The following is a 13,509-nucleotide window of genomic DNA, read 5'->3' as shown; positions in this document are numbered from 1 at the left end:
AAAGTTATGGCAGATTTACGATTTAGAATAAGCGCGAATAGCGAAACACCAACCAAGACCGTTGTAAAGGCTCGCAACTTTCAGATCACCATCGACGAGCCAGAAGACCTTGGAGGCTCCGACTCTGCGGCCAATCCGGTAGAATACGTGCTGGCGGCTTTCGCCGGATGCCTTAACGTGATGGCGCACGTGGTTGCCCGCGAGCTCAACTTTACGCTTCGCAGCGTAAGCATCGATATTGCCGGAACGCTAAATCCTGAAAAGCTTTTTGGACAGCCCACCGAAGACCGTGCGGGATATAAGGAGATTACCGTAAAAATGCGCCCCGACTGCGATGCCGATGCCGAAACCCTTCAGAAATGGCTAGAGGCCATTGGCGAACGCTGCCCTGTTTGCGACAACCTGAAGAACCCTACGCACGTTAAGCTAGCGCTTGGGAAATGCTAGTATGCCGCGTTTCGGATTTCATTTAGGCACGGTGAAATGTGACCTAGAATAATAGGATGTCTAAAACGTATCACGAAATGGTACCAAAGCCTACTGCAATGTGGTCTAACCTGTCGTGATACGCATATCGTAATACGTAATACCCTTTTTAGATAGCCTTTACGCACAATAGCAAGGTCGCCCCAAAACCGAGGCGACCTTGCTATTTTTCTAACGCCAAAGTCTAACATCTAAAATCTAACGTCTAGCGTCTTACTTCCAGCGTCTAACATCACATTCTACCTAGCCCAACAGGTAGTACAGCCCTAAGAATATCCCACACGAAAGGATTACGGTAACCGGGATGGTTATCACCCAAGCAATAAGGATGTTCTTTATGGTTTTTTGCTGTAGATTCTTTAAGCCTCCCTGCGAAACCATAGTACCCGCAATACCCGAAGAGAGGACATGGGTGGTACTTACCGGAAGCCCTAACACAGAGGATAGGCCAATAGTACTGGATGCCACGATCTCGGCACTAGCACCCTGAGCATAGGAAAGGTGCGATTTGCCAATCTTCTCCCCGATGGTCACCACAATACGCTTCCACCCGATCATCGTACCCAAACCTAGCGCCATCGACACCATTAGTATTACCGGCCAAGGGGCGTACTCGGTAAACTCCTTCAACGCCTTTATATTCTTGGTTAACCCCTTATATTCGCGCTCCGTTAAACCAATTGCGGCATTATCCTTATTGGCCTTAAGGATGGTTTCGTACGATTTGCTCATTAGCACGATGTCGTTGCGAACCTTTAAACGGTTTTCCGCCTTAATCTCATCCTTCACCTCCGATTTTTCGATCTCAGCTTTAATTTCGGCCACCTCAAGCTTAATAGCTGCTAGCTTCTTCTGATGCTCAGCGCTAAGAGCGTTAACATTCATCTTGTTGGTGTACGACTCAATGGCATGGATGTTACCGTACATATTACTTATGCTCTTGGATTTATCGAGGGCAAAATATGCTGGCGCCAAGCTGATAAGGATTATCATGATAAGCCCTACACCCTTCTGTCCATCGTTCGAGCCGTGGAAGTAGCTTACGCTGGTGCAGGTAAGAACCAGGATGCTACGAATCCAGAACGGAGGTTTCTTATTAGGATCAGGCTCTCTAAAAAATCGTTTTTTCTTAACTACTTTTTTAAAGATAAACATCATAAGCATGGCCAACCCGAAACCCAGCAAAGGTGAGATCAGCAACGCAAGACCAGCATCAACCACCTTCTTCCAGTTAAGGGCCACATTGCCATCTACGTTGATGAACATAAAGGCGATGCCCACCCCAAAGATAGATCCGAGCAGCGTGTGCGAGCTCGAGCAGGGGATACCAAAATACCAAGTTCCGAGATTCCAAAATATGGCGGTCAGTATAAGCGCAAAGACCATCGCCATATTATGGGCCAAGTTTTGATCCACGAGCATCTCGAGGGGGAGCAGGTTAATGATAGCCATGGCCACCGCTAGGCCGCCAAAGTATACGCCTAAGAAATTCCAAATCCCCGACCAAATAACGGCAGTACGAGGCTTCAACGATTTGGTGTAAATAACCGTAGCCACCGCATTAGCGGTATCGTGAAAGCCGTTGATGAACTCAAAGGCCAAAGCTGCTATAATGCTTACTACAAGCAGGACGGTCATGCCATCACTCAGTCCAAACATAATTTTAAATTTTAGGTTGCAAAGGTACCAAATCGGAGATGAGGAAAGTTAAGGCAGCTTTTTCAGTATATTAAGATAACGTTAAGTTTAAGAAGCACCTAGAGTCTTAGAGCGCACAAAAATTGATACTGTCAATCACCGATAGGCAGGTGCCGCAAAATGGGAAATAACAGAAATAACAGGCAAGCATTTGCCTTCGTCAAACAAGACAGCAAAAATAAAAGGTCACCCCGAAACCGAGGCGACCTTTCTATTTGTTCTAACGCCAGAATCTAAAATCTAACATCTAGCGTCTAATATCTTTTCCTTACTCCCACTCGATAGTTGCTGGTGGTTTCGAGCTGATATCGTACACTACGCGGTTAATCCCACGCACCTTGTTGATGATATCGTTGGATACCTTGGCAAGGAACTCGTATGGAAGGTGAGCCCAGTCGGCAGTCATACCGTCGGTTGATGTTACCGCACGAAGCGCTACCACGTACTCGTAGGTACGCTCGTCGCCCATTACCCCTACCGATTGAACGGGAAGCAGCATTACGCCAGCCTGCCAAACATCCTTGTAAAGATCGGCGTCGCGCAATCCTTGGATAAAGATGTGGTCAGCCTCCTGAAGTAGGGCAACCTTCTCTTCGGTAACTTCGCCAAGAATACGAATTCCAAGGCCTGGACCTGGAAAAGGATGGCGATCGAGGAACATGGCAGGAATCTCCAGCTGACGGCCTACGCGGCGAACCTCGTCCTTAAATAGAAGGCGAAGCGGCTCAACCACCTTAAGGTTCATCTTCTCGGGTAGTCCACCCACGTTGTGGTGCGACTTAATGGTAGCCGATGGGCCATTTACCGACACCGACTCGATAACGTCGGGGTAGATGGTGCCCTGAGCCAGCCACTTTACATCTTGTATTTTGTGCGCCTCTACATCGAACACCTCGATGAAGTCGCGACCAATAATCTTACGCTTTCCTTCGGGATCGGTTTCGCCCTTAAGGTCGTTCCAGAACTTGTGGCGAGCATCAACACCAATAACGTTAAGCCCAAGAATCTTGTAGGCCTCCATTACGTTATTAAACTCATCCTTACGGAGCAAACCGTTATCAACAAAGATACAGGTGAGGTTATCGCCAATAGCCTTTTGAAGAAGAACGCCGGCAACGGTAGAATCTACCCCACCCGAAAGCGCAAGGATAACCTTATCGTTACCCAGCTGCTCGCGAAGCGAGTTTACCGTTGTTTCAACGTACGAAGCAGGAGTCCAATCCATAGAGCAGCCGCAGATACCAGCCACAAAGTTCTTGAGTAGCTGTAAGCCTTCGGTGCTATGGTACACCTCGGGGTGGAACTGGATACCCCAAGTTTGCTCATCAGCAATCTTGTACCCAGCAACCTTCACATCGTGAGTGCTGGCAACAATGCTGTAGCTATCAGGTATCGATACGATGGTATCGCCATGCGACATCCACACCTGCGATTGGTGGCTGATGGTATGGAAAAGAGGATCGTCATCAACCACATGGGTAAGCTTAGCACGTCCATACTCGCGGCTGTTCGAAGCCTTAACCTCGCCACCGTAGTAGTGCGATAGGAACTGCGCTCCGTAGCAAACGCCCAGAAGCGGCACCTTACCTTTTATGGTTTCCAAATCGGGCACTGGCGCATCTTTATCGCGCACCGAGAATGGGCTTCCCGACAGAATCACCCCCTTTACCGACGAATCGAGCGCAGGAAAGTGGTTGTAAGGATGGATTTCGCAGTAAACGTTGAGCTCGCGCACGCGACGTGCAATAAGCTGGGTGTACTGCGATCCAAAATCAAGAATTAAAATTTTCTCTTGCATATTAGTGTGGATGCTTAATCCTTAAATCGTTTCAGTTCAATAGAAAAGGTTGAGCCTTCCTTTGCCAGTTCGACATTATCGAACTCTTCTTTAGCCTCGCGCAAAAATACCGAATAATCCTTATATCTGGAAGAGAAATGGCCAACTATGAGCTTTTTAGCATTTGCCAGTCGGGCAATCTTACCCGCCTGCTTTGCCGTAGAATGTCCGGTTTGGGCAGCCATCTTCTTAAGTTCCTCGGTGAAGGTTGCCTCGTGGTAGAGCAAATCCACATCCTTTACGTACTCGTGTATCCTGTTCGAATAGGCAGTATCCGAGCAGAAAGCGTACGAACGGGGTTCGTAAGGGATGTAGGTTAGCACCTCGTTGGGTATCACCTCACCATCCTCGAGCGTAAGATCGGCGCCATTCCTTATTCGCACCACCTCGGCCAACGAAAGCTTATACTTCTCGATCATCCACTTGTGGATGTTACGGTGCGGAGCCCTCTCCCTAAACAGGTATCCAAAGCACGACACCCGGTGCTTTAGAGGAAAAGCCTCTACCAGCAACGAATCATCCTCATAAATGATCTCCTTTGATTTCACCGCTACCTCGTGGAATTCTATCTTATACTGAAAATCCTGTCCGAAGTACTTCAGGTGATCATCAAGAATACTCTTTAGTAGGCGATGCCCGTAGATGTGCAAATTGGACTTGCGCCCGAGCAGGTTCATGGTCGATAGCAACCCGAAGATGCCAAAAACATGGTCGCCATGTAGATGGGTGATAAATATGTGATTTATCCGCACCATCTTAAAATGGTTGCGACGTAGCTGAGCCTGAGTTCCCTCTCCGCAATCGATTAAAAAAAACCGCTCATGCACATTGAGCGCATGAGCGGTTGGATATCGGTCTAAAGTCGGCAGAGCCGAACTTGTTCCAAGGATAGTGACGCTAAACTCCACTAAACTGCTGGGTTTTGAAAGAACGACTTAACCTCTTCGGGAGTTGCAGCAATATTAAGTACAGTATCGAGCTGCGATAGCTTTACAAGCTGATCTACCGTTTCGGTTAATCCTGTCAAAACGAAGGTTCCATTTGCGTTTTTGCACAAACGGTTAGCAACGAGAATAGCGCTTAACCCCGACGAATCGCAATACTGGCAATTGCTTAGATCGAGAACTAGATTAGATTCTCCACTGCCTGCAATAACAACCAGCTCCGACTTTAAATCAGGCGCTATGTTGGTATCGAGCTTAGAATCTACCACTTTAATAAGGGTATATTCAGGCAATTTTTCAATATTCAAATTCATCGTACAAGCATTAAAGGATTACTCCTCAGTATTAGCTTTACCTTCCATCTCAGACTTAAGAGCGGCAAGAGCGTCGATATCACCAAGGGTGGTCTTTTCGATGCTAGTCTTAACCTTCTTTACAGCCTTTTGAGTAGCTGCAGTCTTAGCCTTCTTCTCAGCAGCGGCTTCCGATTTCTTTGCATCTTCGAAAGTGCGGCTGTGAGAAACGATGATTCTCTTAGCGCCCTTGTTGAACTCGATTACCTTGAAATCAAGCTTCTCTTCAAGCTTAGCTTGGCTTCCATCTTCCTTTACAAGGTGCTTAGGAGTAGCGAAACCATCAACACCGTAAGGAAGTGCAATACGAGCACCCTTATCTTCTAGCTCAACGATAGTACCTTCGTGGATAGAATCAACGGTAAATACAGTTTCGAATACATCCCATGGGTTTTCTTCAAGCTGCTTGTGGCCAAGGCTCAAACGACGGTTTTCCTTGTCGATTTCTAGAACTACAACTTCGATTTCAGCGCCAATTGAGGTGAACTCAGATGGGTGCTTAACCTTCTTAGTCCAAGAAAGGTCAGAGATATGGATTAAGCCATCTACGCCCTCTTCGATTTCAACGAATACACCAAAGTTGGTGAAGTTGCGAACGCGAGCGGTATGCTTAGAGTTAACAGCGTACTTCTCTTCGATGTTTTCCCATGGATCTTGGCGAAGCTGCTTGATACCAAGCGACATCTTGCGCTCTTCGCGATCGAGGGTAAGGATAACAGCCTCAACTTCGTCGCCCACCTTAAGGAATTCTTGAGCGCTACGTAGGTGCTGAGACCAAGACATTTCAGATACGTGGATAAGACCTTCAACGCCGGTTGCAATTTCAACAAATGCACCGTAGTCAGCCATAACCACAACTTTACCCTTAACCTTGTCACCAACCTTAAGGTTAGCATCAAGTGAATCCCATGGGTGAGCAGTAAGCTGCTTAAGACCTAGGGCGATACGCTTCTTAGCGTCATCAAAGTCAAGGATAACAACGTTAAGCTTTTGATCTAGCTCAACAACTTCTTCTGGGTGATTAACACGACCCCAAGAAAGGTCGGTAATATGGATAAGACCATCTACGCCACCAAGGTCGATGAATACACCGTAAGAAGTAATGTTCTTAACGGTTCCTTCAAGTACTTGACCCTTTTCAAGCTTAGCGATGATGTCTTTCTTTTGTTGTTCAAGTTCTTCCTCGATAAGAGCCTTGTGAGAAACAACTACGTTCTTGAACTCGTGGTTGATCTTAACAACCTTGAATTCCATAGTCTTACCAACGTAAACATCGTAGTCGCGGATTGGCTTAACATCGATTTGAGAACCTGGAAGGAATGCCTCAATACCAAATACGTCAACGATCATACCACCACGGGTGCGGCACTTAATGTAACCCTTGATAACTTCGTCTTTGTCAAGAGCCTCGTTAACACGATCCCAAGAGCGAAGAACTCTTGCTTTCTTGTGCGAAAGGTTTAGCTGACCCTTCTTGTCTTCTTGGCTTTCTACGTAAACTTCTACGATATCGCCAACTTTAAGCTCTGGGTTGTAGCGGAATTCGTTTAGCGATACAACGCCATCCGACTTGTAGCCAATGTTAACTACAACTTCGCGCTTGTTCATAGAGATAACGGTACCATCAACAACCTCGTTAACAGCAACGTTAGATAAAGTTTGGTCGTACTTACCTAGGATATTTTCCTTGGTGTCATCGTACAAACCTTTTTCTGATTCGAACGCATCCCAATCGAATTGATCTACAGGAATAGAAGCGTTCTTTGTTGCAAATTGCTTTGCATTACCTTCTTCGCGAAGGATTTCTTCATTGTTTGCCATTTAAATTAATTTTAAAGCAACTAATGGGTTAGACATTATTTATAGAAAACTCTCAGCCCGCAAAGGTACTCTTTCTTTTCATACAAGGAATAGATTATCAGTATTTTTTTAAGCAATTATAGCACTCTTTATTGGGTTCAACCCGAAAGATACATCAACCAAACGGTCAAGAATACAAAACATCCATCCCATTTTTTAAAAACTGCCTCATCAGACGCTTTAAGAACGCTGTTTTTTGTAATTTTGAAATCTTTTAAACGGCTTACAGGTGTTTAGTAGAAGTAAAGAACCCTCTTCTTTTAAAAATAAAAAGGTTTCTTTGAAGATACTACCATATTAAAACCTTGGGCTGTTAACCGAATCGAAGAAACAAATTTACGCTAAATGAAAATAGCAGTTGTAGGAACCGGATACGTTGGCTTGGTAAGCGGAACTTGCTTTGCAGAAACCGGAACCATTGTTACCTGTGTTGACGTCAACGAGGAGAAAATTTCGCAGCTCAACAATGGCATTATTCCAATCTACGAACCTGGACTTGAGGATATGGTGAAGAGAAACGTTGAAAAACAGCGCCTATTCTTTACCACCAGCCTTAAAGAAGCCATGGTTGGTGCCGAGGCAATCTTTATTGCCGTTGGAACTCCACCCGACGAGGACGGCAGCGCCGACCTTAAGCATGTACTTGCCGTTGCTTCAGAAATTGGCAGGAATCTTCAAGGCTACACTGTTGTTGTAAACAAGAGCACCGTACCGGTTGGTACCGCGCAAAAGGTGAAAAATGCAATTAAGCAAGAACTCGAAAAGCGAGGCGTAGAAGTTCCTTTTGACATAGCATCAAATCCTGAGTTCCTGAAAGAAGGAAATGCCATTGAGGATTTCTTAAGACCCGACAGAATTGTTGTTGGAACAGAAAGTGAAGAGGCACAAAAGCTGATGAGCAAGCTCTACAAGCCATTCTTGCTAAACGGTCATCCGATTGTATTCATGGATCTGCTTTCGTCGGAGCTAACCAAGTATGCCGCAAACGCCATGCTGGCTACCAAAATCAGCTTCATTAACGATATCGCCAACCTATGCGAGATTGTAGGTGCCGATGTAAACCTTGTTCGTAAGGGTATTGGCTCTGATTCGCGCATCGGGAATAAGTTTATTTACGCAGGTGCCGGATATGGAGGAAGCTGCTTCCCAAAGGACGTTAAGGCGCTAATCAAAACAGCGCAAGAACATAACCATACGCTCGAAATTCTACAATCGGTAGAGAGCGTGAACGAGCGACAAAAGAAGGTTGTTTACCAAAGAGTAAAGGACTTCTTTAACGGCAATCTGCAAGGTAAGAAAATTGCACTTTGGGGACTTTCGTTTAAGCCAAACACCGACGATATGCGCGAAGCACCCTCGTTGGTAATCATCGAAAACCTGCTAAAGGATGGCGCTACGGTTTCGGCATACGACCCCGTAGCCATGCATGAGGCAAAACGAATTTTGGGCGACGCTATCCAGTACGCCGCTACACCCTACGAGGCAACCAAGAATGCCGATGCGCTAATCCTGATTACCGAATGGTCGGAGTTTAGAATCATCAACTTCGAGGAACTGGAGAAGAATATGAACCAGAAGTTAATCTTCGACGGACGAAACATCTACGACCCCGAAGAAATGCGCGAAAGAGGATACGTATACTACAGCATCGGAAGAAAACCGATAAAATAGGACACGATGAGCAAGAAGAGGGTATTAGTTACGGGAGGTGCAGGATTTCTAGGCTCGCACCTTTGCGAGCGCCTGCTAAACGACGGGCACGATGTCATCTGTCTGGACAACTTTTTTACAGGCACTAAGGGAAATGTGGTTCATCTCCTGAATAACCCCTTTTTCGAGCTGGTTCGCCACGATGTTATTGCCCCCTACTATGCCGAGGTAGACGAGATCTACAACCTTGCCTGCCCGGCATCGCCCATCCACTACCAGTATAACCCTATTAAAACGGTAAAGACATCGGTAATGGGAGCCATCAACATGCTGGGACTGGCAAAAAGGGTAAAGGCAAAGATTCTGCAGGCATCTACCAGCGAGGTATACGGCGATCCGCTCGTACACCCGCAGCCCGAGGAGTACTGGGGTAACGTAAACCCTATTGGAAAACGCTCGTGCTACGACGAGGGAAAGCGCTGCGCCGAAACCCTCTTCATGAACTACCACTACCAAAACGACGTTCGCATTAAGATCGTTCGCATATTCAACACCTATGGTCCGCGAATGAAGGAGGCCGACGGAAGGGTGGTATCAAACTTCATCATTCAGGCGCTGCGCAACGAGGATATCGCCGTTTACGGCGATGGGCTGCAGACCCGCAGCTTTCAGTACGTCGACGATTTGGTGGAGGGTTTGATCCGCATGATGGCTACCGACGATAGCCTAACGGGCCCAATCAACCTTGGCAACCCTACGGAGTTCTCCATCCTAGAGCTAGCCCAAAAGGTTATCGAGCTAACCAGCTCCAAGTCGAAAATCGTTTTTGAGCCGCTTCCTTCCGATGATCCTATCCAGCGACAGCCCAACATCGATAGGGCAAAAGCGCTACTAGCCGGTTGGGAGCCTCAAATTCAGCTAGAGGATGGCCTACGAAAAACCATCGACTACTTTAAAAGCACGCTATAAGCCTACTGGTCTTATTGTATAGCATATATTTAATGGTCATTTTTGTACCGCAAAACAGCCAATATGAATAGAGAAACCTATGCCGTTATAGGATGCAACGGGCAGCTGGGAAGCGAGCTAAAGGAGCTTTCCGCCAACCTGCCGATTGATTTCAAGTTCTACGACTATCCCGAAATCGACATAACCAAGAAGGATGAGCTGCTGGAAATCCTACGGAAGGATGCTCCCGGAGCAATCATCAACTGTGCAGCATATACGGCAGTAGATAAAGCCGAAACCGAGAAGGATGCAGCGCTTGCCGTAAACGGTATCGGCGTAAAAAACCTTGCGGATGTGGCCAAAGCGATTGATGCTTGGCTTATCCACGTATCAACCGACTACGTGTTCGATGGTACCGCGTGCCGCCCTTACGCAGAGACCGATGCCACCAATCCGCAATCGGTTTATGGGGCAACGAAGCTACAGGGCGAGGTGTACGCCACATCATATAGTAAAGGTATCGTAATACGTACCGCGTGGCTTTACTCCACCTACGGCAACAACTTCGTGAAGACGATGCTGCGCCTGGGTAACGAGCGCGAGAGCCTTAACGTGGTATTCGATCAGGTTGGAACGCCAACCTATGCGCGCGACTTGGCCAAGGCCATTCTTGCTGCTGCCGAAAAGGCAACCGCCACCAACGACACCACCCTTGCCGGCATCTACCACTACAGCAACGAGGGCGTTTGCAGCTGGTACGACTTTACCCGCGAGATCTTCGACATCGAACGAATTGCGTGCAAGCTCTCGCCCATCGAAACGAAGGACTACCCCACCCCTGCCAAGCGCCCCCACTTCAGCGTTTTCAACAAGAAAAAGATAAAGGCCACCTTCGGTATCGAAATCCCTCACTGGAAGCATAGCTTAATAGAGTGTTTGAATAAACTAAATAGTAAGTAACGATGAGCAATGCAATTGAGCCACAAATTGCCGAAAGGGCAATGGTTTGGATAAACGGCAACTACGACAAGGCCACCAAGAAAGAGGTTAAGCGCCTGATGGACGAAGATCCTCAGGAGCTAAAGGAATCGTTCTACCAAAACCTGGAATTTGGAACGGGTGGACTCCGTGGCATCATGGGCGTTGGTACCAACCGCATGAACATCTACACCGTTGGCATGGCCACCCAAGGGTTGGCCAACTACATAAAGGCGCAGTTTGGCAGCGAGGCCGAGCTGAAAGTTGCCATCGCGCATGATAGCCGCAACAACAGCCGCCTGTTTGCCGAAACTACCGCCAAGATCTTCGCCGCAAACGGCCTTACCGCATACCTGTTCGAGAGCCTACGCCCTACACCCGAGCTGAGCTTTACCATCCGCGAGCTGGGCTGCAAGGCGGGCGTGGTGGTTACCGCATCGCACAACCCCAAGGAGTACAACGGCTACAAGGTGTACTGGAGCGACGGCGCACAGATCATCGCCCCACACGACAAGAACATCATCGCCGAGGTGAACAAGATTAGCGGCGTGGACGAGGTGAAGTTCGAAGGCGGCAACGGCCGTATCGAGATCATCGGCGAGGAGATCGACCGCAGGTACATCGACAAGCTGGCAACGCTATCGCTATCGCCCGAGATCATCGCCAAGCATGCCGACCTGAAGATCGTCTATACCCCCATCCACGGAACCGGCCTTATGCTCGTTCCTCGAACGCTGGAGCGCTTTGGGTTTAGGAACATCATCCGCATACCCGAGCAGGATATCATTGATGGCAACTTCCCCACCGTTAAGTCGCCCAACCCCGAGGAGAACAGCACCCTGGAGATGGCCATCGCCAAGGCAAAGGCCGAGGATGCCGACATCGTGCTGGCTACCGACCCCGATGCCGACCGCGTGGGCGTGGCCGTAAAAACCGCCGATGGCAGCTTCGAGCTCCTCAACGGCAACCAAACCGCCTCGCTCCTCTTCTTCTACGTGCTGAACCGATGGAAGGAGAACGGGCTGCTAAAGGGCAAGGAGTACATCGTTAAGACGATCGTGACCACCGACCTGCTGTCCGAAATCGCCCAAAGCTTCGGCGTGGAGGTGTACAACGTGCTTACCGGCTTTAAGTACATCGCCGACATCATCGGGAAAAACGAGGGCAAGAAGAGGTTCATCGTGGGCGGCGAGGAGAGCTACGGCTACCTGGCCGGCGAGTTCGTGCGCGACAAGGATGCCGTGATTGCCTGCGCCCTGATCGCCGAAACCGCCGCCTGGGCCAAGGAGCAGGGCAAGACCCTCGACCAGCTGCTGAAGGAGATCTACGTGAAGTTCGGCTTCTTTAAGGAGAGCCTGCTGTCGGTTACCAAGAAGGGCATCAGCGGGCAGGAGGAGATCAAGAAGATGATGGCCGACTTCCGCAGCACCCCACCGCAAACCATCGCTGGATCGAAGGTGATGCTGATCCACGACTACAAAACCGGCGAAACGTTCGATACCCTTAGCGAGCTGCGCTACGAGATTGCGCTACCCAAGTCGGATGTGCTCCAGTTCATCACCCAGGATGGCACCATCGTATCGGTGCGCCCATCGGGCACCGAGCCCAAGATTAAGTTCTACTTTGGCGTTAAGGGCAGCCTGGCCAGCGTTGCCGACTACGGCAAGGCCAACGCCGAGCTCGACGCCAAGATCGAGCAGATCGTTGCAGACCTAAAGCTGAAGTAACCAGCAAATCCTACATAGAACAGCCCCACAGCCTAGCGCGGTGGGGCTGTTTCGTTTTTCTACATTGATGATCCAGCGCATACCTTGGCGCTACAGATACCCACAAGGCCAATCGGCATGCATAAAAGGCAGCCGCAACGCTGCGGCGACAAAAAATGCATGCATAACGGTCTGCCGCAAATCTGCGCCAGGCAAAAATGCATGCATAATGGGTCGCTGCAAAACTGCGGCAGGCAATTATGTATGCAGATTGGGGTGCTGCAAATCTGCGGCAGGTAAATATGTACGCATAAAGGGCAGCCCCATACCTGCCACAAGCAAATCCCCATAGGGATAAGGCTGCCGCAACGCTGCGCCAGGCAAATACCCATAGGGATAAGGCCGCTGCAAACCTGCGGCAGGCAAATCCCCATAGGGATAGGGCTGCCGCAACGCTGCGCCAGGCAAATACCCATAGGGATTGGGTCGCCGCAGCGCTGCGGCAGGCTAATACCCATAGGGATTGCCCCCACAAGCCCCATAATGGCCCCACGCCCCTTGCGGGCAAGCCATTTCTTGGTACATTTGCCGAGAAACCATCAAAAGATAATCCTAAAAACATCCAGCACCATGAAATCGTACCGCAAGGAGCTCTGGTTCGACACCCACAGCCGCCGCCAGCTCATCAACATCACCCCCACCATAGAGGAGTGCCTGCGCGAGAGCGGCATCCGCGAGGGGCTGCTGCTGTGCAACGCCATGCACATCACCTCGTCGGTTTTCATTAATGATGATGAGAGCGGCCTGCACCACGACTTCGAGGTGTGGCTCGAGAAGCTGGCCCCCGAGAAGCCCCACACCCAGTACAAGCATAACGGCTACGAGGACAACGCCGACGCCCACCTGAAGCGCCAGGTGATGGGCCGCGAGGTGGTGTGCGCCATCACCAACGGCGAGCTCGACTTCGGCCCCTGGGAGCAGATCTTCTACGGCGAGTTCGACGGCATGCGCCGCAAGCGGGTGCTGGTAAAGATTATTGGGGAGTAGGC

Annotated in this window: 11 protein-coding genes; 6 read left to right on the top strand and 5 right to left on the bottom strand. The window is 49.1% G+C overall.

What is annotated here, in order from left to right; translation table 11 throughout:
- The first annotated feature begins 6 nt into the window (after positions 1-6).
- Entirely contained in the window at positions 7-447 is a 441-nt protein-coding gene (locus tag CLV25_RS04575; protein ID WP_131838456.1) for an OsmC family protein, read from the top strand.
- Positions 448-729: 282 nt separating this feature from the next.
- Here CLV25_RS04575 and CLV25_RS04570 read toward each other — a convergent pair whose 3' ends face one another.
- The 5 genes from CLV25_RS04570 to rpsA form a co-directional block, all read right to left on the bottom strand.
- Positions 730-2,145 carry an inorganic phosphate transporter gene (locus tag CLV25_RS04570; RefSeq protein ID WP_131838455.1) on the bottom strand — a complete coding sequence of 472 codons (1,416 nt, stop codon included), beginning with the start codon at positions 2,143-2,145 and terminating at the stop codon, positions 730-732.
- Positions 2,146-2,452: 307 nt separating this feature from the next.
- Entirely contained in the window at positions 2,453-3,982 is a 1,530-nt protein-coding gene (gene guaA, locus CLV25_RS04565) for a glutamine-hydrolyzing GMP synthase (protein ID WP_131838454.1), read from the bottom strand.
- A 14-nt stretch (positions 3,983-3,996) separates the two neighbouring features.
- Positions 3,997-4,929, bottom strand: coding sequence for a ribonuclease Z (locus tag CLV25_RS04560; protein ID WP_131838453.1), 933 nt, complete (start codon positions 4,927-4,929; stop codon positions 3,997-3,999).
- Positions 4,929-5,279, bottom strand: a complete 351-nt coding sequence (locus CLV25_RS04555) for an STAS domain-containing protein (RefSeq protein WP_131838452.1) — start codon at positions 5,277-5,279, stop codon at positions 4,929-4,931. The genes CLV25_RS04560 and CLV25_RS04555 overlap by 1 nt, the downstream gene beginning before the upstream one ends.
- A gap of 18 nt (positions 5,280-5,297) precedes the next feature.
- Positions 5,298-7,139, bottom strand: coding sequence for a 30S ribosomal protein S1 (gene rpsA, locus CLV25_RS04550; protein WP_131838451.1), 1,842 nt, complete (start codon positions 7,137-7,139; stop codon positions 5,298-5,300).
- A gap of 384 nt (positions 7,140-7,523) precedes the next feature.
- On the opposite strand from rpsA, the gene CLV25_RS04545 reads away from it, so the two are divergent.
- From CLV25_RS04545 to CLV25_RS04525, 5 genes are all read left to right on the top strand, one after another.
- Positions 7,524-8,849 (top strand): UDP-glucose dehydrogenase family protein, encoded by a 1,326-nt coding sequence (locus CLV25_RS04545; protein ID WP_131838450.1) that lies wholly within the window; start codon positions 7,524-7,526, stop codon positions 8,847-8,849.
- Between the two features lie 6 nt (positions 8,850-8,855).
- The gene (locus CLV25_RS04540) at positions 8,856-9,797 is read left to right on the top strand and encodes a UDP-glucuronic acid decarboxylase family protein (RefSeq protein ID WP_131838449.1); all 942 of its coding nucleotides are present in this window, start codon (positions 8,856-8,858) and stop codon (positions 9,795-9,797) included.
- A gap of 63 nt (positions 9,798-9,860) precedes the next feature.
- Positions 9,861-10,736: a dTDP-4-dehydrorhamnose reductase gene (rfbD, locus tag CLV25_RS04535; RefSeq protein WP_131838448.1), complete on the top strand. Its 876-nt coding sequence runs from the start codon at positions 9,861-9,863 to the stop codon at positions 10,734-10,736.
- A 2-nt stretch (positions 10,737-10,738) separates the two neighbouring features.
- A complete protein-coding gene (locus CLV25_RS04530; RefSeq protein WP_131838447.1) occupies positions 10,739-12,481 on the top strand; it encodes a phospho-sugar mutase in 1,743 nt (580 codons plus the stop codon).
- A gap of 564 nt (positions 12,482-13,045) precedes the next feature.
- Positions 13,046-13,507 (top strand): secondary thiamine-phosphate synthase enzyme YjbQ, encoded by a 462-nt coding sequence (locus tag CLV25_RS04525; protein ID WP_243649596.1) that lies wholly within the window; start codon positions 13,046-13,048, stop codon positions 13,505-13,507.
- Positions 13,508-13,509 lie beyond the last annotated feature (2 nt).

This window comes from Acetobacteroides hydrogenigenes, from assembly GCF_004340205.1.
GTDB lineage: Bacteria > Bacteroidota > Bacteroidia > Bacteroidales > ZOR0009 > Acetobacteroides > Acetobacteroides hydrogenigenes.
This window is presented reverse-complemented; position numbering and strand designations above follow the sequence as displayed.